We start from the raw sequence: 24,775 nt of genomic DNA, 5'->3' as shown, positions 1-24,775 counted from the left end.
TGAATTTGTTTGGTACTTGTCTATCTGTGTGAGTCTCTAAGGAGATCATTGATGGTCTTTACCGGATTGAATGTTTCGGCAGGCACTTCCACAAATGCGGTGTTCCACCCTGCCATTGCGCCATTCCAAAGTCCGGGAAGTTCGAGAGCCTTTAATCTCTCTCCGCCTTTGCTCTTTTCCGCAATAAATCCGGTGTTTTCATCTATAAACGCAGTAAGGTCAAAGAATTTTCCCTGATAGTCTTTGATACTGCAAACTATATCTACGGGATTGAAGTGTGTACCCGATAAAAGAAGCTCTCGTCCCTCTTCTGTGGAAGTGTCTATCTGTGTTCCTTCCAAGATCTGAAGAGATGTGGTTCCATCCTCATGCTCGATAATATAAGGCCCGCCACCGGGTTCCCCCTCATTTTTTACCATTCCGCATATACGAATGGGACGGTTGAGTTTCTCGCGGATGATTCTTACCGCATCTTCCGGATGCAGTCCCTCAATATTTATATCCACCGAGAAGTAGCGATAAAGCAGATCTCTTGCCTGCTCGATGGTATCACGAGAGATGCGTCCTTTGGTCAAACTCTCCATCAGACGATAAACCTTGTTGCGAAGAAAGACCAGGAAGCCGCCCAGTACTTTCTTATAAATCACCGTCTCGCACTTATGATGATCGGGCACTACATTATCTATATTCTTGATGAAAATAATATCCGCATCTATTTCGTTCAGGTTCTGAATGAGAGCACCATGTCCGCCGGGACGAAATACGAGTCTGCCCGTTTTCGGATCCCTTAAAGGCTGATTGTTCATATCCACTGCAATGGTGTCCGTTTCCTTTTTCTGGATGCTGTAAGAGATATTGTAGTTTACGGAATAGTGCTCCTCCATGAGAGTTTTCTTCTGATTCATCAGCTCGTTGAACGGTGCTATGTGTTCGGGAGAAAGGGTAAAGTGCAGATGCACATCGCCTTGAAGATCCTTTGCATACATTGCTCCCTCTGCAAGATGCTCTTCTGCCGCTGTTCTGTTTCCATCCTTATACTTATGAAAAAGGAGAAGAGCCTTCGGAAGATTTCCGTAATTGAGTCCCTTTTCTTCTATCAGATAAGATATGACTTTACGATACTCTCCCTGTGCCAACATTCTTGTACAGGTCTTAAACTCGCTTTTCAGACAAACACTATTGAGTGCATCGAAAAATGCAAAGAGATGAATCTGATCCAGAACCGACTTCACAGAATCCGGTAACTCTTCCATGCTGCACTCTTGAGAGTTTGAAAGCACCTCGTACAGCTCTTTGAACATCCGGGATGCGGCTCCGGAAGCAGGAATGAACTTTATAATCTTCTTCCCGGAAGAAGATTGTGCCTTGCTCCACTCCTCTAAATACTTAACCTGTTCCTCTTTTGACAGTCGTGTAATGCCGTCTCCTACCGTGGCAGATCGTAATACCTTGAGATAAGGAAAGCCATTTGTAAGACGTTTGATCTGCTTCTCTATTTCTTTAAGAGAGAGTCCTTGCTCTTCGATCTGAAGCAAGTCTTCTTGCGTTAAGTAATCAGGGATTTGCATAGGTCGTTTCTACTGTTTTTACACTCCTACAAATATAGACAGAACCAAGAAGAAAACCTAATTATAAACCAGTTCTTAACAGAGCTTATCGGGCATTATCCTCTGCTTATTCTTACTTTACCAGAGAGCATAATGCAAAGAGACCGCTTGAGTATAACACTCAGGCGGCCTCTTCTATGATTAAGTATGTTGCGTTGTTGCAACTCTTCGGGTTCTCCGGTCTTATTTTTCCTCGAAACGAGCAGTAAAGAAGCGGAGTTGCTTCGGTTCATAAACGAAACGCAGACCCTTGATGTCCTCTTTGTGTTTGAAGAGTTTGATCACTGCATCCGCTACAAGATCCATATGCTTATAAGTGTAAACACGACGAGGAATAGTAAGACGAACAGTTTCGAGCTTAGGTCTGTGATTTTCTCCGGTCTTAACATCTCTACCGGCAGACACGATACCACGTTCCATTGCACGTACACCACCTTCCACGTAAAGGTTGGCAGCAAGACTTTGTGCAGGGAAATCGTCTTGTGTCAAATGCGGACAGAAGCGTCTTGCATCCAAGAATACAGCATGACCTCCAATAGGTTGTATCACAGGAATACCTGCTTCAATAAGACGCTGACCAAGATAACGCACTTGCAATACACGGTGTTGGATATACTCGAACTGCATACTTTCGCGAAGACCGATAGCCATAGCTTCCATGTCGCGTCCTGCCATCCCCCCGTAAGAAGGCATACCCTCGTAAACAACAACCAATTCTTTTGCACTTTGGAAAAGCTCTTCGTCGTTCATACAAAGGAACCCACCGATGTTCACAAGACAGTCTTTCTTACCACTCATGGTACAACCATCTGCGTAGCTAAACATTTCGTGAACAATCTCTTTGATGCTTTTATCTGCAAAGCCCTCTTCTTGTTCTTTGATGAAATAAGCATTTTCAACGCAGCGAGTAGCATCGTAGAACACCTTGATGCCATGCTTTTGTGTAAGTTCTCTCACTGCTCTCATGTTCTTCATGGAAACAGGCTGTCCACCTGCCAAGTTCACCGTTACAGCTAAACAAACATAAGCAATGTTTTCAGCGCCTTTTTCCTGAATAAGCTTCTCTAACTTCTCCAAGCAGATATCTCCCTTAAATGGGATTTCAAGACCGGCATCGTGAGCTTCATCTCTGATGATATCAACGAAGATACCGCCATTTCTTTCTTGGTGATAGCGAGTGGTGGTGAAGTACATATTACCAGGCACATATTGTCCCGGCTTAATAGCGATCTGGCTCAACAAGTTTTCCGCACCTCTGCCTTGGTGAGTAGGCACAACATGCTTGAAACCAAAAAGCTCTTGTACGGTAGCCTCCAAGTGATGGAAGTTTTTACTACCGGCATAAGCCTCATCACCGATCATCATACCTGCCCATTGCTTATCGCTCATTGCGTTTGTTCCACTGTCGGTAAGCAGGTCGATGTAAACATCTTCACTGTTGATAAGGAAAGTATTGTACCCTGCTTCACGGATTACACGTTCACGCTCTTCACGTGTATTCATTTTCACGGTTTCTACCGCTTTTATTCTAAATGGCTCCGCAGGAAAGTTTTTTAAATCCATAATAAATGATTTGAAATAGTTAATAATGAATCTGGACAAATATACACAAAGATTTCATATCTTAGCAGTCTCTTACAGAGAAAATCACTTAATACTTACAGAAGAAATATGAACCACGAAAAAATCGAAAAAGCAGGCTTTGCAACAAAAGCTATTCACGGAGGATCAGAAAAAAATGCCTACGGAGCACTTGCAACACCGATCTTTCAAACCTCAACATTTGTATTCGACTCGGCAGAACAAGGAGGAGCTCGCTTTGCCTTGGAAGAACCGGGATATATTTACTCTCGATTAGGAAACCCATCCTGCACCAAAGTGGAGAAGAAACTTGCTCTGCTCGAAGGCGCAGAGGCAGCAATGTCCACCGCATCAGGTATAGGAGCAGTAACTTCTGCTATTTGGATACTGGTACAGACCGGAGATCACATTGTGGCACACAGGACTCTTTATGGCTGTACACATGCTTACTTCACTCACGGTCTGTCCAGATACGGAATAGAAGTAACTTATGTGGACATGAGAGACCCGCAAGAGGTTGCCAAAGCAATGCGCCCGAATACCAAAGTGGTATATCTTGAAAGCCCTGCAAACCCTAATATGGATATGATAGACATTGCCGCCGTGGCAGAGATAGCCCACCGCCAAGAAGGCGTACAGGTGATGGTGGATAACACTTACTGTACCCCTTACATCTGTCGTCCATTGGAACATGGTGCGGACATCATTATCCACTCTGCCACCAAGTATCTTAACGGACACGGAGATGTCATAGCCGGATTTGTTGTCGGAAAAGAGGAGTACATCAATCAGGTACGACTATTGGGAGTAAAAGACCTTACCGGTGCATCGCTCAGCCCATTTGACGCATTCCTTATAGACAGAGGTATGAAGACTCTTCCGATACGAGTGGAAAAGCATAGTGCAAACGCACAAAAGGTTGCCGAGTTTCTCGAAAAGCATCCTCAGGTCTCATCCATCTCATATCCGGGGCTCGAAAGTTTCCCTCAAAGAGATCTGGTAAAGAAATATATGTCTCTTCCCGGAGGTATGATCTCTTTTGAGCTCAAAGGTGGAATGGATGCCGGAAAAAAACTTATCAATGCGATGCAGATGTGTAAAGTGGCAGTGAGTCTTGGAGATGCGGAAACGCTTATCCAACACCCTGCCAGCATGACCCACTCTCCATACACACCGGAAGAGAGAGCCATGGCAAATATTTCGGACGGACTGGTAAGACTCTCCGTTGGTCTTGAAGATGCAGAAGATATCATAGCCGATCTCAAGCAAGGATTGGATGCGCTTTAACAGGTGATAACAGCCACATCGCGAAGACACTATGATAAGGGGAAAAACGCTCCCCGATGAAAATCATAACTCAATGGGAACTCCTTCCTCCATGCAAGCTCACAGCAACACTCCTTGCTGTGAGCTTGTTGTTTGTGGATCCTCTTCTTCTTTGATGGATTTTATCTCAAAAAAACGACGGATTGGCAAGCAATGACGAAGATATAAAAAGAAGCCTCTTTCCATAATCGTATCTTCCGAAAACGAGAAAGAAAATATGCCGTTCAGAGCGAAATTTTTATATAAATCCGAATCAGGGAAATCAGGCTCTCCTTTCCCCTCTCGTCTCCTCTCTTCTCCTATCAAAAAGAAGAAGAATGAAGATAAAACACACCATATCAACAGATTATAAAACCAGCCCAATCTGAGAAAAAATTTTTCTTCAGTCCGTTTGATGGGGCTTTTTCGCGTTAATAAGCGTAAATTTTAACACCCACCTCTGTAAACAAATCCTAATGCAATTTTATGCTTAAAAACAGCCAAAAAGGGGATAAAACAGCTAAAACACTAATAACCAGGCAAGTAATCAAAAATTCTAAACACGTTAATCGAATCCGGTAAACGTGTTTAATGAAATCACTAAACGTGTTCATTGAAAAATTAAACACGTTTAGCCGACAAAATATGCTCGTTTACTGTTTGGGCTTAACGAGTATCGGAATTTGTGTTAATAAAACAGCCTGAATTTAACAGTTCGGTCGTGCTCTGAAAACGCCCCCTCCGATCAAAATAGAGAGCGCAAAAATGGACACATTTCTGCGGTATGGAATATATAAAAACAGCTCCACAAAAGGGAGCTGAAAACTGAAACGAGAAAATATAAATAGCAACACTTTTTCTTTATACCTTTGTCGGATAAAAGGCGTCGGGAGCCTTTTTCCCAAAAGACTCCCGACAAAAATTTGTATTTATCACTTTTAGTATGGTTCCTTTGTGTCAGGAAATATGCTCGCGATTGTGGGAGTGCTCCATCATCGGAATCTCCACTTGTCCTCACGAAGGGACATATTTAGTTAGTTCAGCCTATGTTTGGCAAAGCGATTATTGTATTACTATTACGCTGACAAAGTTATCTCCTATGATAAAATATGCAAATACCTAATAATATTGATTTTGAATAAAATCCGTACCTAAAAACTATCATTGCTTATCTCGACCATATATTGTAATTTTGATACGAAATAGTTAAACGAAATATTTTTCGCAGTATAAAAGATATAAATACAGACATATAGAATGAAGACAATATATAATGGTCGTAGTAAAATGGCAGATCTGATCAGCGAAAACTACAATATGCTTCTGCTGATGAACAGGTTTGGCATCCCTTTGGGTGTGGGAGAAAAAAGCATCGCAGAGGTCTGCAGGGAAAACAGCGTGGATCTGGAGACATTCCTCTACGTGGTACACTACCTCTCTTCTCGTACAACGGGAGACAATATGGATTTGCATAGAAGAATATCCATACCGCAGCTTATTGTTTATCTACGCAATTCGCACGACTACTTCCTGCATTACCGCCTTCCGGAGCTAAGGAGCAAGCTGCTGAATGCCCTCGAAGAAGCTCCCCAAGATGTCGTGTATGTCATTATCAAATTCTTCGATGAATACGAGGACGAAGTACGTAAACACATGAGTTATGAAGACAAATATGTATTCCCTTATGCAACGAAGCTGATAAATGGAGAGAAAGATAGCAAGTACAATATAGATATATTCCGCAAGAAACACGACCAGATAGAGCTTAAGATCAAAGAGCTGAAAAATATTCTTATCAAATACTACCCAACACAAAGCGGGTATAAACTTCACAGCGTACTATACGATATTTTTGCATGTCAGATAGAACTTTATGACCACAACCATGTAGAAGATCATGTCTTTATACCTGCAGTGGCGAAGCTAGAAGAAGAGATGTCGGATAGTTTAGTATAAATCTATATTTTTGAACATAAAATCGAAACTCCTGACATGCAAAAGAAAATAGTCATAGCCATCCCATATCCTCTTCTTCGCATAGGCTTGGAGAATACTATAAAACGAGTAGAGATACTAGCCAAATCGCACTACTTCGTTCTTCACAGCCCCGAAACTTTGGGGGAAGTCCTTTTGGCAGAAAAGCCCGATTTGGTTTTGGTCTCTTCCTCTATCATCGGAGGGATTATGGTACAAACCCTTAAAGAGCAAACCTCTTGCCCCCACACTCATTTCGTAGTGGTAGGAGGGCTTCCGGGAGAATCTATTGAAGCCAAATATTATGATGCATCCATCCTTTTCACCGACACGGAAGAGGAGATAGAGAAGAAGATCTCTCGCCTGTTTGAACAGGAAGAAAAGGAGAAGAAGAGCAATGAAGAGCAACAAGTACTCACCCCAAGAGAGAAAGATATTGTGATATGCGTCGTGAAAGGACTTACCAATAAGGAGATAGCCGATGAGCTTTTCCTTTCAACCCATACGGTCATCACTCACAGGCGTAACATTGCGAAAAAACTACAGATACACTCCCCTGCCGGTCTCACAATCTATGCGATAGTGAACAAGCTTGTGGAGCTTAAAGATATCAAGCAAAACATCGACCCGAACTCATAATATCCTCTCTCCGGAATGTATTTTTTGATCTTCGGAGGGTGGATTATGGTTCTGGAATATCTGTTTACAGGAATATTGGCTTGCGTATCCATGAATCGGTATTGCTTGGGATCGCAGTGCTTGAGAATAGTCTCTCATATCTTGTTTCCGTACTCTTACAAGGTAGTTTCAAAGGACAACTTCTCTTTTTTTAGCCGTCTAGGCAATGTTTTTGGAGTTGCTTAGCGTGGGTCGGATCATATAGGCAATTCACATTACATTTGGTATTTTTCTCTTTTGTACAATCATAGGCATACCGCTTAGCAGAAAACATTTTGCTCTTATCGAGTTATCGCTTGTTCCTTTTGGGAAAACCTTTGTAACGGCATCGTTCACTTCGCGTATCTGAACCGCTTTTGCAACAAGCTGAAAAGGATAAAGAGTGTCAAGTAATAGAGTAAGAGGGCAGGTATTCCAATCATGAGCTCTCCGTCAAGTCCGGGAATAGAAGCAAAGTAAGAAGTTACAGCCGTTAGGGTTTCCAGTACCCGGTTCACACCCAATCCTATAATGGGAGATAGAATAGGAAGAAAGAGCAAAGAAAGCACGAGGAACAAGCCCAATACGATAGCGATGGTAGCGAGTAGCGTTACCGGAATATTGCTCCAGAGAAAGACCAGGCTCCAACGATTGGTAAAGTATGCGAGCCATGCCCAAATACCCAGATGAGCTGTGATAGAAATCCACAGAATATTGAACAAATAGACCAATATGGGATGTTCGGGCTTCAAAATCTTTTTGCAAAAAGGATAAAAGTGAAGTATGCCCCAGACAGCAAAGACACTGAGAAGAAATCCCATATTGAAAATATAGTAAGGGGCTACCATGAGAATCGCAACAACAGTTCCCGTCCATATTTGTACGGCATCGGCTCTCCTGTTCAAACTCTTATAAAGAAGCAGAAAAGCAATCATCACGAAAGCCCTCACAGTGGATGGGGAAGCTCCCGTGAGAAGCGTGTAGGAGAGCAGAAGCGGTAGAGCTATAAGATAACGGTATGACCGATGACGGTATTGGGGCAATAAATGTTTGAGCAACCAGAGCAGACAAGAGGCAATAACGCCAAGATGAAATCCGCTTATAGCCAAGACGTGTGCCACTCCCGATGCTTCAAATGAATGGCGTACATCGTCATAGTCTTGATTTTTATACCCTAAGCATAATGCGTAGAAGAGAGAGCGTGACGATGGAGATAGTATCTCGCCAAGAGCCTTTTCCGTTCGGGAGATGATTTTCTCTCTGTAGTTTTCGAACTTATCTCTGATGCTCTCTCCGGCTTTTTCTTTTCCGGCAGCAACGATTTCAGACTTATCTAACCATGCGTACCGGAAATAGCCTTCCCCTTTGAGGTAGGTGTAGAAAGAGTTATTCTCCGGAGCATTCTTGCCAAAAAGATCGTGAGGAGAAGATAAAAGGGTTACGACATTCCCTTTGGTATATAGAGGTAAATCTGCCGAAGAGCTGCCTCTAACCGTTGCATAGACTTTTCGAGGAAGAAAAATATTTTCCGAAAATGGCATCAGGGAGAGAGTGATTGCCCCTTTTCGGTTCAGTGTTCTTTCTGTAATGATATACTTACGACTCTGATCCCATCCCGACGGACTATTGATGCGATAACCATAGAGTAGGCCAAAAGCCATCATAAGCACTGTCCACAGCAGTGTAACAATCCAAGGGGAAGCATACTTGAAAGCAAAAAGAAGATCCGGAGAGCGTTCTTCCTTATCCCAAGGGAAAGCACTCTCCGGATCTTTTTCTCTTCTACCTGATATTGAGCTAATATAAATCCCTGCCGTCAATGCCACAAATGCAATGGCGGCTACAACCGGCAAAGAGACTCTTGAAGCGTAAAAGTAGACCCAAACGAGCGCAACAACCAGAGCCGATAGCAGGAAATACGCCGGTCTGGAAGCATATCTTGTCGGAGTCATCTGCTGTTCCGATACTTAACAAGAGAGCAGTGTCTCTATTCTCTCCTCAGGATTCTCTGCCGCAAAGACATAATTCCCGGCAACTAAAACATCCACTCCACAAGAGATGAGTTGTGCTCCGGTCTTTTCATTGACTCCACCATCCACTTGGATAAGAGTATTCAGTTCTTGCGCATCTATCATCTCACGAAGCTCTTTGACCTTATCGTAAGTCCTTTCTATAAATTTCTGTCCTCCAAATCCCGGATTTACGGACATCAAAAGTACCATATCCGCTTCTCGGAGAATATCTTTCAGCAAAGCCACAGGTGTATGCGGATTCAGAGCAATACCCGCTTTCATCCCCTGTTCTTTGATTGCAGTAAGGGTTCGATGCAGATGCGAACAAGTCTCATAATGCACGGTGAGCATATCTGCACCGGCACTCTTAAACACCGAGATGTATGGAGTGGGATCTACTATCATTAAGTGTACATCGAGAAACTTTGATGTCATGCTCCTTACAGCTTTTACCACCGGGACTCCAAAGGAAATATTAGGGACAAAGACACCATCCATAATGTCTAAGTGCAACCATTCCGCTTTGCTTCTATTGAGCATGGCAACATCATCAGCCAGATGAAGAAAGTCCGCAGAAAGCAAAGAAGGAGATATTATACGTTTGCGATTCATAATATGTTTAGCATTTAGGTTTTTATCATCAATTATAAACAGATGGGAGATCTAATGCTTATCTCCATCTATTCGGATCACACGGATCACATCATTATGTTCTTTGAGTGTAACCATAAGGTCTTCCAGTTGTGCCACATCCGAAACACGGATGGTCATCTGCCCTTCAGCCATTTCTCTATTGGCACGGAAGTTAATATCCCAAAGTTCGATACCTTTATCCTTGAGAGTTGTAAGGATGTTGAGCACAAAGAAATCTATATTGACACCATATATACCCAAAGTCACCCTGAAAGGCGAATGCACATGCGCTCCCCACTCTACATTGACAATACGATTGCCGTGAGAAGCTTTTTGATTTATTGCTACCTGACAATACCTCTTGTGTATCACCACTTGGTTGTGCTCGTTCAGAATGCCATGTACCTCTTCTCCCATTATGGGTCGACAGCATGAAGGACGGATATAATTTCTGTACCCTTCCTGGGAAGTAAGGATATAGGTCTCTTTAATCCTGCTGAGATCCATCGCTGGAGTAGTACGAAGAACCACCAATGGGTCGTGCGGGTCCACAACTTCATCATTCTGATGTGCAACGATACCATCCAATAGTTCGGTTGTAAGCTTTACCACTCCATGTGCTATATCTATGAGCATATCTTCAAAAGAGAGATAACCGGGAAGAGGAGATGCCTTGCACTTCTCCACAAGAGCTTTATCTTGATTATTCTTCTCACAAAACTCTTGCAGAATCTCCCGCCCCTTCTTAATGTCGTTCTCTCTCTGCTTATTCAAGTATCGGATAATATGACGCTTCACAGAGGGATTAGTCACAAATTTCAACCAAGTCTCCTTGGGACGTGTCTTGGATGTGGTTATGACTTCAACCTGATCTCCATTGGAGAGACGATAGTCCAATCCCACCATTTCGTGATTGACCTTTGCTCCTATACAATGATCACCAAGCTCCGTATGTATAAGGTATGCAAAGTCGAGTACGGTAGAACCACGTGCGATACCTATCTGATCTCCTTTGGGAGTAAAGACCAACATCTTTTCGTTTGACATATGAAACATCATGTTCTCATAGTCGTCAGATGCACTCGGACCGGGATTGCTGAGAAGTTCTTTGACGTTATTCAGTATTCGTTCTTCTACTTCGTCCACCTTGAAAGCTTCTGCCTTATAACGCCAATGGGCTGCGAGTCCTTTCTCAGCCATCTGGTGCATCTGTCTGGAGCGGATCTGTACTTCTATCCACTCGCCCGAAGGTCCCATTATGGTGATATGAAGTGCTCTGTAACCATTCTCTTTAGGACGTGTTACCCAGTCTCGGATACGATCATCTTTGAGTCTGAAATGAGAAGCTAACACCTGATATATTCTGAATATATCGGTATACTCTGTCTCCGGAGAGGTAGGAGTAAAAATGATACGTATGGCAAAAATATCGTAGATCTCGGAGAAAGGAACCTGCTTACTCTTCATCTTTCTCCAAATCGAGTAAACAGACTTGATGCGATAGTGCATCTCATAGTTTAGACCTATATTATTAAGATCTTTCTTGAGAATGTTCTCACAAAGTAAGAAGAGGTCTTCCCTGCTCTGCTTGGTATTTTCGATATTTCGCTTTATTTCTGCATACTCTTCCGGGTGATCGTATTTCAGGGAGAGATCTTCAAACTCGGTTTTGATGTCGTACATTCCCAGACGTTCTGCCAAAGGAGAGTAAAACAGCCGTGTCTCCGCTGCAATTTTCGCCTGCTTCACTGCCGGCATACTGCTGAGCGTACGCATATTGTGAAGACGGTCAGCTATCTTGACCAAAATCACACGAATATCTTTATTGGCTGTAAGCAACAATCTGCGTATGTTCTCAAGCTGTGCCGAAGTATCCTGCGTAACCACATCGACGGATTTTGCCAATATCTCACCGGAAAGTTTGGTAAGACCATCCACGATTACCGCAATGGTAGGACCAAACATATCTTCAATATCTTCGATGGTGTACTCTGTATCTTCCACCACATCATGCAAGAGAGCAGCAGAGATACTGGTAGAACCGAGACCTATTTCATTGCAACAGATATCTGCAACGGCAATAGGGTGCAAGATATAAGGCTCTCCGCTTTTTCGTTTAGCCCCTGCGTGTGCATCCTTAGCCAGTTGGAATGCCTTAACTATAACATCTGTGCGTTTACGGTGATTGCTATTCCGGTAATCTTGTATCAGCTTATCGAATGCTTTCTGGATAAGAATCTGACCTTCTTCTTCACTTATGATTTTTGTATCCTTTTTGGTCATGGCTCTGTACTCTATAGTTGTTAATAGAACAATAACAAATATAGCAATTCTTTAAGAATATACATCTTGTGTCAGCTTCCTGAAACGACGATGCAGCAACAATCCCAAAGCCGAGAGACTGACAGGGAAAGCCATCCAAACACCCAAGACTCCCAGTTCCAACTTTATGCCCAAAACGTACACTAAAGAGAGGGCAAGAAAAATATGGCAAAAGAGTGCGCAGACAGCCATATACTTAACGTCTCTTATCCCTCTGAGAGCATTGGCATAGAGGATCTGCGTAAGGTCTCCAAACTGATAGACAATAACGGGAAAGATGAGCAGTGAAACCGTAGAGACGATATCTACACTGTCTGTAAAGAGATAGCCGATATAGTTCCTCGTCAAGAGTAAGACAACCACCGTAACAAGAGCAAGAAAGATGAGCATATTGCGTCCGCCTTGAACCACTCGCCTCATCTCCGAGACAAGTCCTTCACCATAGTATTTACTCATGAGTATGGTTACGGCAGCCGAAAGACCATAAAAGATCATAAATCCGAGCGTAGAGATCACACTCATGATCTGATGTGCCGCCAAAGCATTAGCCCCCATCCATCCCACCATCACTACGGCAAGAGAGAAAGAAGCAGTCTCCATTCCCATCTGAGCTGCTGTGGAGAGCCCTAATCCGAATAGAGATTTTACATGCACGCGCTTCACCTGTCCTCTCTCCTTAGGTAAAGATTCATAGAGCTTCACGAATGAACGCCCCTTGTAACAGACTGTTCCGAGAGCGACAAGACAAAACAACCTCGCAATAAATGTCGCCAGACCTGCACCTGTAAGCCCAAGCTCCGGAAAGCCCAGCTTACCGTATATCAGCAGATAGTTCAGTACAATATTCAGTCCGTTGGACAAAAGCATTATGACCATAGGGGCAGACGGATTACCTGCTCCCTCCGCATACTGCTTGTAACCATTGAAAAGCATCAGCACCGGAATGGATGCCAGCTGTATAATATAGTATGGTACAATAAGCGGAATAAGCTCCTCCGGTTGGTTGAGAAGATCTATCCTCAGCAGCAGAAAGCCCATGACCAGAACCAGAAAGAGGGCAATGATAAGATTGGCAAGCAGTGCACTTTTCAGCAGAGAGAGGTGTTCTCCGTCTTTTCCGGTTACGGAGGTGGCGATCAGAGGAGAAAGCCCGTAAGAGAAACCCAGCCCGAAGATAAAGGCAAGGTTCATAAAGTTGTTCACGAAAGAGGCAGAAGCAAGCTCCGGAGTACCATAATGCCCGACCATCATATTATCTATGAAGCCGACAAGAATAAGACCGACCTGACCCAAAATGATAGGAAGGCCGAGCTTCAGGAGTGGTTTGTAATACGGATTTTGAAGCCGACAACGGGAAAAAGACATCTGAATCTCTTGCAAATAACAGATACGACAACAGAACAAAAAAGAAGTAATCTCTTACTTCTTCTTTTTCTTCAATATCACCACCTTCTTGATGTAGACGGGCGACACCGGCTGATCTGCTCCGTCCGTCGAGACAGACTGTATCTTTTCTACCGTATTCATTCCCTTCACCACCTCTCCGAAGACCGTGTAATTTCCATCCAGATGCGGAGTGCCTCCCATCATTTTGTAGGCTTCTTTGATCTCATCTGTAAAGGTTAGGCCTTTGCTTGCTTCGTACCTTTTGAGATCCGAATCCAGATAACACTTACCCGTCACGATGTAAAACTGAAAGGAGGATGACTTCTTCTCCGGATTGACATCATCTCCGGTGCGAGCCGCCGCCAACGCTCCATATTTATGGAAATACTTCGGATACACTATCTCAGCCGGGAGAAGCTCCGAGTGTTTCTCTTCCAATCGTGTGGCGGAGAGGGAGTCTCCTTTGAGCACATTGCCGCCGGCTTGCACCATGAACTGCTTGATCACACGATGGAAAATGACCTTATCGTATGCCTTTTCCCGCACGAGACGGATGAAGTTGTCCCTATGCAAAGGCGTCTCATCGTACAGACGCACCTCCACACTTCCCTTATTGGTTACGATCTTCACATAAGTGGCTGTATCTTGCGGTGCATCAGTGGCAAAAGCGAGACCGGATAGCGATAAAAACGCAACAATGGCGCAAAGTATTTTTCGAGACATAATCTTAATCTTTTTAATCGAGACATCGCGACCTTCCGTGTGGGGGTGCTTTATCTCCAAAACCAAACTTCGTCGCAAAGATACCAAAACAGACTCAATAAGAGCCTCTTCCCTGCCGTTGCGGGAAGAAAAATCTTCTCGAATATCGGGAGAAAAGCAATAAAAATCACCATTTCTTGCGATTGTGAGCCGTCGTCGGATTCGATACATTTGCAGATATTTCACACAACCGACATTCACAATCATGGACCTCTCCTTCTTCACAACACTAAAGCCCGGCTGGCTCAACACATGGATTCTCTCACTGGGAGCGCTGCTCGTACAGTTCGTATGGATGGCACTTTTCCGCGAAGGAGGCAGGCGGGCGGTGGACACCTCCTGGTACACAGCCAAAGACAAAATCAACGCCTCCGTCAGCACCTCATTGCAGATCCTCCTGATCCTGCTCTCGATCTTCGTCCCCTTCAAGTGGGGCACGGCATGGTTCACGGTCGGCATCATCGTCTTCTCCGTCTCCTTGCTCGCCTCGATATACGCCTATCACAGCTACGCCGCAGGCGAACCGGGAAAAACCATCAGGGGCGGACTCTACCGCCGGTCTCGCAACCCGATGTACTTCTTCTTCTTTCTTTCGATGTTCGGGCTCTGCATCGCCTCGGCATCTTTATGGATGCTGCTCGTGATGGTACCGTTTGCCATCTCAACCCACCTGACCGTCTTGGGAGAAGAGCGTTACTGTGCAGAGACTTACGGCGAAGAATACCTCCGATACAAAGCAAATACGCCGCGATACTTCCTATTCTTCTGACAGCAGACGCAGGCACGTCCCCGGTCATTTCCGTATAACAAAGATCCCGATGCAGGCACTCTTCGCATCGGGATCTTTTTGCTTTTCGGAAGACACCTCCGCCGAGATGGAGAAAAAAATGATTCGGAGAAGGAGAAAAAGCAGTAGAAAAAACCTTTTTTATTACCGTGCAAAAAGTAAGAAATAATCGGGGAAAAACGCATATCCTAATTACCAATTCTATATTTCACGGCGAGAAACCAATATTTCACGGCGAGAAACTAATATTTCACGGCGAGAAACCAATATTTCGCGGCGAGAAATATAGAATTGATAAATAAGAACAGAACTTTTACTCATCTGCTTTTCAGTTTCAGATCATTGGAAACAAAACTTTTACTCGGCTGCTTTTCAGTCTCCGATCATCGGGAACAGAACTTTTACTCAGCTGCTTTTCAGCCTCCGATCATCGGGAACAGAACTTTTACTCGGCTGCTTTTCAGTTTCAGGTCATTGGAAACAGAACTTTTACTCGGCTGCTTTTCAGCCTCCGATCATCGGGAACAAAACTTTTATTCAGCTGCTTTTCAGCCTCCGATCATCGGGAACAAAACTTTTACTCGGCTGCTTTTCAGCCTCCGATCATCGGGAACAGAACCTTTTTTGAGCTGTTTTCAGGACAAATCCGCATCCGGGCAGATGCCGAGATAAGCATCAAAGAAAACCCCGCCGACCTCTTTTGCAAGATCGGCGGGGTTTCTTTTATGAATAGTTTAATGAATGCGGAAAGATCAGGCTGCAAAGAAAACCATCAATCCTCCTATGATGATGTATCCGAGAGCATAAGGCAGTGCGGAGCGGAGAATATCTCCATCCTTGCCCGGCATGTCGCAGGAAGCTGTCGCAATGGCAATGCTCTGCGGAGAGATGATCTTGCCACCGGTTGCTCCCGTAGTGTTTGCCGCCACGAGCCAGTTGGGATCGGCATAGTTGAGCTGACCTGCAACGTTGGCTTGCAGCTTGCCGAAGAGGATATTGGAGGAGGTGTCGGAGCCTGTTACAAAGGTTCCGATCGCCCCGATCAATGGTGCAAAGAACGGATAATAAGCTCCCGTTGCGCCTGCCAATGCGGTTGCAATCACAAGAATCATTCCGGCATAGTTCATCACGGATGCCATAGCAACAAGACTGATAATGGTTACTGTCGTTTTCCTCAGATTGACAATGGTCTTCGCCAATACCACCATGAGCTTTTTGAATGAAAGTCCTTGTATAAGTCCTCCAACAATGGTGCCGAGGAACAACATCAGTCCGGCATTGGAGAGCCAGCCGAAAGCGAAATACTTGCCTTGTTCATAGATGGGAAGATGAATCTTGGAGACCAGTGTGGACTTTAGAAGTTCGTTGATCGGCTTTACCAACGGTCCGCTCAGTACAATGAAGAGAAGGATGAACAGGTAAACACTCCATGCCTTGAAAGCACCGTAAAGCGTCGTCCCGGAAGAGGTGCTCTCTTCTTTCTTTGGTGCAAAAATCTTGGCATAGGCTATAATCGCCAGGATTGCAGCGATACTTCCCAAGATCGCAGGCGTCTCTGCTCCGAGATTCTTTGCAACCACATACTGCACAGCAAGAGAGATACCTCCCACCCAAAGAGATAGTAAGATGTTCTTGACAATCTTCTTTGCGGAAGGATCCGTAATGGTGAGTATCACAAATGGTATGAGTATCATCAGAGGAGAACACTGCAAGACGAATTTTGCAGAGATGTCGCACACTTCCGCCTGAGTAGCCACACCGTTGGCTGCAACCTCATTGGCAAGAGTAGTAACCGGAACGCCTACGGCACCGAAACCTGTCGGAACGCTGTTGGCTATCAGCGAAACCAATGCAGAGAAGCCGGGCTTGAAGCCTAACCCTATAAGTATCGCCGCAGGTATGGCTACCGCTGTTCCAAAACCTGCCATCCCTTCCAACAATCCGCCAAATCCCCAAACAAGCAAGAGCACCATTATTCCCTTGTCGTCCGTAAGAGAGGTAAACTGTTTCTTTATCACCTCTATCTCTTTGCTTTCAAGCAGAACATTGTAGCTGTATATAGCCATCAGGATGATGATAAGGATAGGGAAAACTGCTTTCAAAATGCCTTCCACAACAGCCCAACCTACTCCCGGCATAGAGAAACCATCCTTTGCAAACCCAAGAGCCGGAGCAGCAAACAATGCTATAAGAATGGTGATACAAAGAGTAATGAATGCACTTCTGTGTCCGGGCTGCTTAAGCCCCAACATGAGCACAAACAGAAGCAAAATAGGTAATACGGATAATAAGACTGCCATAATTCTACTATTATTTAATTACACATATATACACCTTCTCTCTTGTCAGATCAACAGCACCACAGACTCTTTTGCCCCGTGAGCTCCTTTTACCAAAGCCTGTTCGATATCTGCCGTCTTGGAGGGACCGGATATGAATCCTCTGAATTCTCCCTCAAACTTATGAGAGATGCGCGGCATCGCTTCGTGCATGGTATCTACCAATTCTCTCTTAGGCAGAATAAAAAGAAGAGACTCTGCTATGAAGTAGATGGCTCTCTGCTTGTACTGTTGCTCATAATAGATTGCTCCATTTTCGCAGACACCAAAGATCCCTCGACAAACAACAAGGTCCGTTCCGTTGAGTTCCGCAGGAGTATTGACATTATCCGGATTGACCGTAGCACAAGTTACTTCCGGCATGTTACAGGCAATGCTCTTTGCTTCCGGATATATGCGCTTTATCGCTTCGTCTATGGTTTCTCCATCTTGAAGCTCATACGCTTCGCCTCCCACTCCACGACATATCTCTTTGAACTGATCTACTTTATTTTCAAATCTCATGTGAGAGATACGGATCTCCGGCTTCGGGAAGACCTCCAGGATGTTCTCTCTCAAACTTTGTAGTATCGTATCTTTACTGTTCATAGGATCTGCTTTGTCTTATTTGTTTCGTATTTGAGTCTCTTTCCACCAGCTCTCAAAAGACTGCTTGGCAAATGTAGGCATCTCTCGCCCTTTACCCCAGCCGTTAAGACCGTTATAGATCAAGAAACGAGGCATATTATTGGCTATCGGAGCCATCTTCAGAGTACGGTGAAACAGCTTAGGTCTTTCCATCAGGAACTTCATTCCACTACACATAAGCTTCTTCTCTCTGCTTGCTTTTCCTATGCCGTCAAGCTTTTGACGCCAAACATATATCTGCTCACCGAGATCTATCATTACAGGACAGACAAAGGAGCAAGACAAGCAAAGAGAGCAGGCAGAGACATTACCGCTATACTCTTTCGGATTATGCAGCATACCTAAATTTATACCTATCGGACCGGGAATGAAATAGGAGTAAGAATATCCTCCACTTCTGCGATACACCGGGCAAGTGTTCATACAAGCACCACAACGTATGCAGTTGAGTATCTTACGATGCTCTTTCATGCCCAATATCTTGCTTCTTCCATTATCTACGATGATGAAGTGTTGTTCCCCTCCTTCTCTTGGTCGTCCGAACATGGAAGTATAGGTAGTAATAGGCTGTCCGGTCGCAGAACGAGCCAATAAGCGAGTAAACACACCTGCACTCTCCAAATCGGGAATAAACTTATCTATACCAAAAGCCGTAATATTCAGCTTCTGGCAAGCCATCCCCATATCTGCATTGCCTTCATTGGTACAAACCATCACCTCTCCGGTAGAAGCTATTGCAAAGTTTCCTCCCGTCATTCCGGCATCGGCATTCAAGAAATCCTGTCTGAGAGCCTTGCGAGCCTGATGAGTAAGATAGGTAGGATCGTAATTTCCTTTTTCCGATCCCAACTTTTCTTCAAACAAAACACCCACGGCTTCTCTCTTGATATGTATGGCAGGCATGACAATATGACTGGGATGCGCCTCCATAAGTTGCAAAATACGCTCTCCAAGGTCTGTTTCCACCACATCTATACCTTTAGATATAAGGTAAGGATTGAGTTCACACTCTTCGGACAACATGGACTTGCTCTTGACAAGCTTCTTGACGTTATGTCTCTTAAGAATACTCTCGATGATTTGGCAATACTCTTCATCATCCTTGGCAAAATGAACATGACAGCCATTTGCCACGGCATTCCGTTCAAACTGCTCTATAAGTTCGGGCAGATGAGATGTGCTATACATCTTGATCTCCCTTGCCATGTGTCTCAACTCTTCCCATTCCGGTATTTGGTGAGACTGTCTATCTCTCTTCTCTCGTACAAAATAGAGAGTTTTATCGTGCCAGCTTGCATTCTCCTTATTCTTCAAGAACGCTGCTGCGGCTTTTGAATGATACGTACTCATAGCTGCGATGTTAGTATTTCAAGAAAATGGATAGTCTTTATAGGTAACTTCTCTCTGTCTATGACTCCCTGCATGTGCATTAAACAGGAACTATCTGCTCCGGTTATAAAAGAAGCTCCCGTTGCAAGATGGTTTTTCACTTTATCTTGCCCCATGCACACAGAGACATCATGCTCTTCCACGGAAAACAATCCTCCGAAACCGCAACACTCATCTATACGCTCCGGTTCTTTTACTGTTATTCCATCTACTTTTTCCAAAAGAGCCCGAATCTTGTTGAAGTAAGGAATAGTCAGCTCGGAGGCGGAAGAAAGTCCCAGCTCTCTTACACCATGACAGCTGTTATGCAGGCTCACTACATGAGGGAAGCTCGCGGGTATTCTCTCCGGCTGTATTACATCGTGAATAAATTCCGTGATGTCGTATATATGTTTTGCACTACGACATTCATGGTGTTCATGTTCGGCAAGAAGACGGGGGTGATTCTCTTTTACAAAAGAAACACAGCTGGCAGAAGGACCGACTATATAATCATAGTTTTGGAAAAGCTCTTCAAATCTCTTAGCCAACTTAACAGATTCTCCTTCAAATCCTCCATTTGCCATTGGCTGTCCACAGCAAGTCTGTCCAAGTGGATAATCCGCATCGACTCCCAGTTTTTTGAGTAACTCAAAACACGCTATTCCAACCTGCGGATACACTGCGTTGATATAGCAAGGGATAAATAATCCTACTTTCATAATCGCTTTTGTAATAGTTATTCTATTCTCAAATGTATTGTAATTCCTCTAAAAGAGCAAATTAAACCACTCATTATTATCTTAAATTAACAAGAGGAACATAGTGAGAGAATATAAAAATAAAAAAACCAAAATAAAAAAGAAGCATCTTTTGGGTAAAGATGCTTCGGCAAGCAGGATCTGATCTCCTACTGTTCAGTATCAAGATATGTAGCAAAATCTACTGCTTCAGTCCCAATACTATTTTATTCTGAAGAGCAATGGACTCATCATGTATGAGATCGAATATAGCTTTTATAAGAGCTTCGGAAAGCTCCTGACTTTGGGAGAACTGCAATCTCTCTTGCAAAAGAGAGTTGTAGCGTTCCGGCTGTACCACCGATATATCGTTAAGGGCTTTCAGCTTAGCTATCTCGGCAGAGATGGTCATGCGTTCGGAGATAAGCTCTATAATCGAGTGATCCAATCCGTCTATCTTCTCTCTCAATGGAGCAAGGATAATCTCAGCATTGGAAGGAGACTCCTGAATGCAGATATGTTGCAATATCTCCGAGAAACCGTCCGGAGTGAGCTGTTGAGCCGCATCGCTCAGCGCCAAGTCCGGAGAGGGATGTACCTCCAACATGATGCCATCATAGTGGAGATGTATGAGTTGCCGGCATAAGCTGGGGATGAGATCCCTTCGTCCTGCCATGTGACTGGGGTCTCCCACCAAAAGGAGATTCGGAATACGAGATCTCAGTTCCATGACGAGGCTCCAGTGTGGAGGGTTTCTGTACAACCCTCGTCCCAAGCTCGAAAAACCTCTATGGATAGCTGCTATCCTACGCAAACCTGCATTGTACAAGCGATCTATGGCTCCGATCCAAAGCTCGATATCCGGGCTGACAGGGTTCTTCACCAACACCGGAATATCTACCCCTTGAAGAGCATCCGCAATCTCCTGCATCATAAAAGGATTGGAAGTTGTACGTGCTCCTATCCAAAGGGCATCCAATCCGTACTCAAGGCAGAGACGCACATGGGTAGCCGTGGCAACCTCAGTGCAGAAAGTCATATACGGAAACTCTTTCTTGAGTTCCCGTATCCATGACAATGCTTCCTCTCCCATGCCTTCAAAGCCTCCCGGACGAGTACGAGGCTTCCACACTCCGGCTCTAAACCATGTAACACCCATGGCAGAAAGAGCAAGAGCTGTTTCTCTCATCTGCTCATAACTTTCGGCACTACACGGACCGGCAATCACCCAAGTACAAAGAGAGTGTGCACTTGGATCTTCTATTATAGGTAGAAAGTGATATGTTTGTTTCGTGTTATTACTCCTCATCAGAGGCTTTCATGTTTGTAAAGACATTTTGCACATCTTCATCTTCTTCCAGCTTCTCTATAAGCTTATCCAGTTGCTCGCGTTGTTCCGGAGTAACTTCCTTTTCATCGTTAGGAATACGAGTAAACTCTGCGGAAGTGATCTCAAAGCCTTTTTCTTCCAAGAACTTTTGTATTGCACTGTTTTGGGCAAACTCTCCGTAGATGATTACTTCTCCCTCATCTTCTTCCAGCTCTTCCACGCCGTAGTCTATAAGTTCAAGCTCAAGTTCTTCAAGATCGAGTCCGTCCGGCTTATTCACATGGAATACACACTTGTGGTCAAACAAAAACTCCAAGCTACCTGTTGTTCCGAGACTGCCTCCAAACTTATTGAAATAGCTTCTTACGTTTGCCACGGTACGTGTTGTGTTATCGGTAGCGGTTTCTACGAAGATGGCTATACCGAAAGGTCCGTATCCCTCATAGTTCATCTCCTTATAGTCTGTAAAGTCTTTGGATGATGCTTTCTTGATAGCCCTGTCCACATTTTCCTTAGGCATGTTCTCTTTCTTTGCTGTTTGCACGAGAACACGCAGGCGAGGATTGGTTTCGGGATCAGGTCCGCCGGCTTTCACGGCAATAGTGATCTCTTTTCCCAATTTCGTAAAGACGCGAGCCATATTGCCCCATCTCTTCATTTTTCTCGCCTTTCTGTATTCAAAAGCTCTTCCCATGATTTTATTTGTATGATATAAGTTTTACGTTTTTCTTATCTGAGTGATGCACCCAACTCCTTAACCAATGCAGCATGTATGCGTTCCATTGCCGACTCTATAGCTTTATCGCTAAGAGTCTTTTCTTCATCCTGCAGTTCAAAAGCAACGGCATAAGACTTCTTTCCCGGAGGAAGATGTTTGGGATCTTCATAAACATCAAACAGAGTAATGCCTTTCAAAAGTTTCTTCTCCGCTTTGTAGGCCACTCTCTCTATATCCACCAAAGAGACACCATTGTCTATCAGTAAAGCAAAGTCTCTACGGACGGCAGGGAATTTGGAGATACTCTTCATCTTGATCCCCGACGAATGCGCAATCTTATACAGCTTGTCCCAGTAGAGTTCGGCATAGAACACCGGGAAAGCTATGTCCGCATCGGACAACACTGCTTTGGATAGACGACCCCATCTCGCCAAAAGCTCGCCTTTAACATCTCGGATCTCCTCGCATACAGCAAACAGAGGACTATCACTCTTGCTCTCATAGCGGACATGATAAGGAGCAATCCCCAAACGTCTCATGATATTATAGACATAAGCCTTAAGATGGAATACGGTAGAGACACTATCGTTATTGGTTGCCCAGTGATCGTTCCACTTGTCTCCGCTTATCCACAAAGCCAGCATGCTGTCTTCTCTGTATCCCTTCGTAGGGCTTTCCAGCTGCTGATCTATTCGATGATAAACAGAACCGTACTCATACAGAGACAGAGGCCCGCTCTTTCTCTTGGAGTTGAAGTCTATCACTTCCAATCCTCCTTTTACCATGCTCGGACGCATCACGTTAAGATCCGAAGAGAGCGGATTCACAAGCGTTACTATCTCATCTTCTCCCACGAGAGAGTGGTCAAGGAAAAACTTGGATGAGGTCAAAGAGTTGTTCAAAATCTCTGCAAACCCTGCGCCTGTAAGCATTTCGGCTATGATGCGTTGTGCTTCGACACTCTTGTCCGTCTCGGTAACATGGTTGAGAGAAGCCTTAAGGGTATAGGACATGGGGATATTGTTGTATCCGAATATTCTCATCACCTCCTCTATCACATCTATCTCTCTGGTAACATCCACACGATAACGAGGGACATCCAAAGCCCATATCCCATTGCTTTCTTTTGCAATGTTGATGTCCAAGTATTTCAATACGGTACGTACCGTAGCTTCGGGTATTTCGTATCCGGCGGTGGATGTGAGCTTTTGGAGAGAAAAATCAACCCGATAAGGCTCTTTCTTTTCCGGATAATAGTCCGTAAGCGGAGAAGCTATCTCACCTCCGGCGATCTCTTTGAGAAGCTCTGCCGCCATGACAAGAGCCGGCAGAGTGGCTTCCGGATCCAATCCACGCTCGAAGCGGAAAGAGGAGTCCGTATTGAGTGCATACCTGCGTGCGGTCTTCCTGACACAAGTGGGGTTAAAGTTGGCACTCTCCAAAAAGATTCGAGTAGTGGATTCCGATACGCCCGAATCTTCTCCTCCCATCACGCCACCCAAACAGAGCGGACGCTCTGCATCTGCAATGACCACATCTTGAGGCAAAAGTTCGTGTTCTGCTCCGCTAAGGAGAAGCAGCTTCTCCCCTGCCTTGGCACTGCGAACGGATATGGTATGTTGGGACAGCTTGTCGAGGTCGAAAGCGTGAAGCGGCTGACCGATGCTGTGAAGCACATAGTTGGTAACATCCACCACGTTATTGATCGGCTTTTGCCCTATTGCTTCCAATGCTTTTCGGAGCCATTCGGGGCTTTCTGCCACTTTCAGATTATCTATTACAATGCCGGAATATCTCACCACGGCACTCTCCTTGTCTACCGTTACGGTAACAGGGGGCTTCACATCCTGCTTCTCGTGAAGAAGCTCCACACTCTTCATCGGAGGGTTAAACGATACTATCTTCTCCGGTGCATGGGTTTGCAGATAGGCATGAAGCTCTCTTGCCACACCATAATGGCTTGTGGCATCCACCCTGTTGGGCGTGATGTCCACCTCTATGATATAATCGCTTTTGAGGTCAAAAAGTTCGGCTGCCGGCGTACCTGCTTTCACATCGTCTGCCAACACCATTATCCCATCCGAATCTTGCCCTACCTGAATCTCTTTAGCCGAGCAGATCATTCCGAAAGACTCTTCACCACGTATTTTGGACTTCTTTATGGTAAAGCTGTCCTCTCCGGAGTAGAGAGTTGTTCCCAATGTGGCTACCACAACAGTCTGTCCGGCAGCAATATTGGGAGCACCGCAAACGATTTGTGTAGGCACTCCATCGCCCAGATCAACCGTTGTGATATGAAGGTGATCGGAGTTCGGGTGGTCTATACAAGTAAGTACCTTTCCCGCGACCAAGCCTTTGAGGCCGCCGCGAACCGACTCATGCTCCTCCACTCCGCCTACTTCGAGACCGATGGAGGTGAGTATTTCAGACACTTCCTGTACATCCAATGTACTCTGGATATAGTTATTTAGCCATGCTAACGAGATGTTCATAATACTTTATATGTGTTATATCTATTTTCTGACCTACAAAATTACGATTTTTTCCCCATTCATTACTTGAGTTATCATTCTCCACTCTCCGCCCTCTCTTTTTTCACTCTCTTTTGTATCGGTTTCATCTGAAAA

At 44.6% G+C, this 24,775-nt stretch carries 20 protein-coding genes; 5 read left to right on the top strand and 15 right to left on the bottom strand.

Features of this window, described 5'->3' with window-relative positions; all coding sequences use genetic code 11:
- Positions 1–20: 20 nt before the first annotated feature.
- Both JT26_RS03195 and JT26_RS03190 read right to left on the bottom strand, forming a co-directional pair.
- A complete protein-coding gene (locus JT26_RS03195; protein ID WP_036845931.1) occupies positions 21–1,568 on the bottom strand; it encodes a DUF4301 family protein in 1,548 nt (515 codons plus the stop codon).
- A gap of 222 nt (positions 1,569–1,790) precedes the next feature.
- Positions 1,791–3,170 (bottom strand): tyrosine phenol-lyase, encoded by a 1,380-nt coding sequence (locus JT26_RS03190; RefSeq protein WP_036791873.1) that lies wholly within the window; start codon positions 3,168–3,170, stop codon positions 1,791–1,793.
- A gap of 108 nt (positions 3,171–3,278) precedes the next feature.
- On the opposite strand from JT26_RS03190, the gene megL reads away from it, so the two are divergent.
- On the top strand, positions 3,279–4,475 hold the full coding sequence (gene megL, locus JT26_RS03185; protein WP_036791870.1) for a methionine gamma-lyase: 1,197 nt from the start codon (positions 3,279–3,281) through the stop codon (positions 4,473–4,475).
- A gap of 99 nt (positions 4,476–4,574) precedes the next feature.
- Here the strand turns inward: megL and JT26_RS03180 are convergent, their stop codons facing one another.
- Positions 4,575–4,820 carry a hypothetical protein gene (locus JT26_RS03180; RefSeq protein WP_036791867.1) on the bottom strand — a complete coding sequence of 82 codons (246 nt, stop codon included), beginning with the start codon at positions 4,818–4,820 and terminating at the stop codon, positions 4,575–4,577.
- A 930-nt stretch (positions 4,821–5,750) separates the two neighbouring features.
- Here JT26_RS03180 and JT26_RS03175 point away from each other — a divergent pair.
- From JT26_RS03175 to JT26_RS11090, 3 genes are all read left to right on the top strand, one after another.
- On the top strand, positions 5,751–6,449 hold the full coding sequence (locus JT26_RS03175) for a hemerythrin domain-containing protein (protein ID WP_052079414.1): 699 nt from the start codon (positions 5,751–5,753) through the stop codon (positions 6,447–6,449).
- Between the two features lie 36 nt (positions 6,450–6,485).
- Complete coding sequence (locus JT26_RS03170; protein WP_036791865.1) at positions 6,486–7,106, top strand: response regulator transcription factor; 621 nt, start codon at positions 6,486–6,488, stop codon at positions 7,104–7,106.
- Positions 7,107–7,353: 247 nt separating this feature from the next.
- Positions 7,354–7,494, top strand: a complete 141-nt coding sequence (locus JT26_RS11090; RefSeq protein WP_081966373.1) for a YccF domain-containing protein — start codon at positions 7,354–7,356, stop codon at positions 7,492–7,494.
- On the opposite strand, the gene JT26_RS03160 is transcribed toward JT26_RS11090, so the two are convergent.
- From JT26_RS03160 to JT26_RS03140, 5 genes are read right to left on the bottom strand one after another with little or no spacing between them, the layout of a single operon-like run.
- On the bottom strand, positions 7,478–9,076 hold the full coding sequence (locus JT26_RS03160) for a ComEC/Rec2 family competence protein (RefSeq protein WP_036845925.1): 1,599 nt from the start codon (positions 9,074–9,076) through the stop codon (positions 7,478–7,480). The genes JT26_RS11090 and JT26_RS03160 overlap by 17 nt on opposite strands.
- Positions 9,077–9,091: 15 nt before the next feature.
- A complete protein-coding gene (rpe, locus tag JT26_RS03155; RefSeq protein ID WP_036791855.1) occupies positions 9,092–9,748 on the bottom strand; it encodes a ribulose-phosphate 3-epimerase in 657 nt (218 codons plus the stop codon).
- Between the two features lie 51 nt (positions 9,749–9,799).
- On the bottom strand, positions 9,800–12,052 hold the full coding sequence (locus tag JT26_RS03150) for a bifunctional (p)ppGpp synthetase/guanosine-3',5'-bis(diphosphate) 3'-pyrophosphohydrolase (RefSeq protein ID WP_036845922.1): 2,253 nt from the start codon (positions 12,050–12,052) through the stop codon (positions 9,800–9,802).
- Positions 12,053–12,103: 51 nt separating this feature from the next.
- Positions 12,104–13,456, bottom strand: coding sequence for an MATE family efflux transporter (locus tag JT26_RS03145; RefSeq protein WP_036845919.1), 1,353 nt, complete (start codon positions 13,454–13,456; stop codon positions 12,104–12,106).
- A 54-nt stretch (positions 13,457–13,510) separates the two neighbouring features.
- A complete protein-coding gene (locus JT26_RS03140; protein ID WP_036792802.1) occupies positions 13,511–14,200 on the bottom strand; it encodes a peptidylprolyl isomerase in 690 nt (229 codons plus the stop codon).
- Positions 14,201–14,444: 244 nt separating this feature from the next.
- Between JT26_RS03140 and JT26_RS03135 the strand changes: the two genes are divergently transcribed.
- On the top strand, positions 14,445–15,008 hold the full coding sequence (locus tag JT26_RS03135) for an isoprenylcysteine carboxylmethyltransferase family protein (protein ID WP_036791849.1): 564 nt from the start codon (positions 14,445–14,447) through the stop codon (positions 15,006–15,008).
- A 770-nt stretch (positions 15,009–15,778) separates the two neighbouring features.
- Here JT26_RS03135 and JT26_RS03130 read toward each other — a convergent pair.
- The 7 genes from JT26_RS03130 to pheT all read right to left on the bottom strand — a co-directional run bounded on the left by JT26_RS03130 (position 15,779) and on the right by pheT (position 24,640).
- Entirely contained in the window at positions 15,779–17,326 is a 1,548-nt protein-coding gene (locus JT26_RS03130; RefSeq protein WP_036845916.1) for an L-lactate permease, read from the bottom strand.
- Between the two features lie 45 nt (positions 17,327–17,371).
- Positions 17,372–17,953 (bottom strand): LUD domain-containing protein, encoded by a 582-nt coding sequence (locus JT26_RS03125; protein WP_036845913.1) that lies wholly within the window; start codon positions 17,951–17,953, stop codon positions 17,372–17,374.
- 15 nt (positions 17,954–17,968) lie between these two features.
- Positions 17,969–19,342, bottom strand: coding sequence for a lactate utilization protein B (locus tag JT26_RS03120; RefSeq protein WP_036845911.1), 1,374 nt, complete (start codon positions 19,340–19,342; stop codon positions 17,969–17,971).
- Positions 19,339–20,082, bottom strand: a complete 744-nt coding sequence (locus JT26_RS03115; RefSeq protein ID WP_036845908.1) for a (Fe-S)-binding protein — start codon at positions 20,080–20,082, stop codon at positions 19,339–19,341. The genes JT26_RS03120 and JT26_RS03115 overlap by 4 nt, the downstream gene beginning before the upstream one ends.
- A gap of 220 nt (positions 20,083–20,302) precedes the next feature.
- A complete protein-coding gene (locus JT26_RS03110) occupies positions 20,303–21,409 on the bottom strand; it encodes a bifunctional 3-deoxy-7-phosphoheptulonate synthase/chorismate mutase type II (protein ID WP_081966362.1) in 1,107 nt (368 codons plus the stop codon).
- A complete protein-coding gene (locus tag JT26_RS03105) occupies positions 21,399–22,124 on the bottom strand; it encodes a YebC/PmpR family DNA-binding transcriptional regulator (protein WP_036791837.1) in 726 nt (241 codons plus the stop codon). Before JT26_RS03105 ends, JT26_RS03110 begins: the two co-directional genes overlap by 11 nt.
- Before the next feature lie 35 nt (positions 22,125–22,159).
- Positions 22,160–24,640, bottom strand: a complete 2,481-nt coding sequence (pheT, locus tag JT26_RS03100) for a phenylalanine--tRNA ligase subunit beta (protein WP_036845905.1) — start codon at positions 24,638–24,640, stop codon at positions 22,160–22,162.
- Positions 24,641–24,775 lie beyond the last annotated feature (135 nt).

Origin of the sequence: Porphyromonas sp. COT-108 OH1349, from assembly GCF_000768755.1 — a bacterium.
Classification (GTDB): domain Bacteria; phylum Bacteroidota; class Bacteroidia; order Bacteroidales; family Porphyromonadaceae; genus Porphyromonas_A; species Porphyromonas_A canoris.
The sequence above is the reverse complement of the archived record's forward strand: the minus strand, read 5'-3'. Positions and strand labels throughout refer to the sequence as shown.

Excerpts from the sequence above, each read along its gene's own strand:
- JT26_RS03195 (WP_036845931.1), bottom strand. The coding sequence starts at position 1,568 with ATGCAAATCCCTGATTACTTAACGCAAGAAGACTTGCTTCAGATCGAA.
- JT26_RS03190 (WP_036791873.1), bottom strand. The coding sequence starts at position 3,170 with ATGGATTTAAAAAACTTTCCTGCGGAGCCATTTAGAATAAAAGCGGTA.
- megL (WP_036791870.1), top strand. The coding sequence starts at position 3,279 with ATGAACCACGAAAAAATCGAAAAAGCAGGCTTTGCAACAAAAGCTATT.
- JT26_RS03175 (WP_052079414.1), top strand. The coding sequence starts at position 5,751 with ATGAAGACAATATATAATGGTCGTAGTAAAATGGCAGATCTGATCAGC.
- JT26_RS03170 (WP_036791865.1), top strand. The coding sequence starts at position 6,486 with ATGCAAAAGAAAATAGTCATAGCCATCCCATATCCTCTTCTTCGCATA.
- JT26_RS03160 (WP_036845925.1), bottom strand. The coding sequence starts at position 9,076 with ATGACTCCGACAAGATATGCTTCCAGACCGGCGTATTTCCTGCTATCG.
- rpe (WP_036791855.1), bottom strand. The coding sequence starts at position 9,748 with ATGAATCGCAAACGTATAATATCTCCTTCTTTGCTTTCTGCGGACTTT.
- JT26_RS03150 (WP_036845922.1), bottom strand. The coding sequence starts at position 12,052 with ATGACCAAAAAGGATACAAAAATCATAAGTGAAGAAGAAGGTCAGATT.
- JT26_RS03145 (WP_036845919.1), bottom strand. The coding sequence starts at position 13,456 with ATGTCTTTTTCCCGTTGTCGGCTTCAAAATCCGTATTACAAACCACTC.
- JT26_RS03140 (WP_036792802.1), bottom strand. The coding sequence starts at position 14,200 with ATGTCTCGAAAAATACTTTGCGCCATTGTTGCGTTTTTATCGCTATCC.
- JT26_RS03135 (WP_036791849.1), top strand. The coding sequence starts at position 14,445 with ATGGACCTCTCCTTCTTCACAACACTAAAGCCCGGCTGGCTCAACACA.
- JT26_RS03130 (WP_036845916.1), bottom strand. The coding sequence starts at position 17,326 with ATGGCAGTCTTATTATCCGTATTACCTATTTTGCTTCTGTTTGTGCTC.
- JT26_RS03125 (WP_036845913.1), bottom strand. The coding sequence starts at position 17,953 with ATGAACAGTAAAGATACGATACTACAAAGTTTGAGAGAGAACATCCTG.
- JT26_RS03120 (WP_036845911.1), bottom strand. The coding sequence starts at position 19,342 with ATGAGTACGTATCATTCAAAAGCCGCAGCAGCGTTCTTGAAGAATAAG.
- JT26_RS03115 (WP_036845908.1), bottom strand. The coding sequence starts at position 20,082 with ATGAAAGTAGGATTATTTATCCCTTGCTATATCAACGCAGTGTATCCG.
- JT26_RS03110 (WP_081966362.1), bottom strand. The coding sequence starts at position 21,409 with ATGAGGAGTAATAACACGAAACAAACATATCACTTTCTACCTATAATA.
- JT26_RS03105 (WP_036791837.1), bottom strand. The coding sequence starts at position 22,124 with ATGGGAAGAGCTTTTGAATACAGAAAGGCGAGAAAAATGAAGAGATGG.
- pheT (WP_036845905.1), bottom strand. The coding sequence starts at position 24,640 with ATGAACATCTCGTTAGCATGGCTAAATAACTATATCCAGAGTACATTG.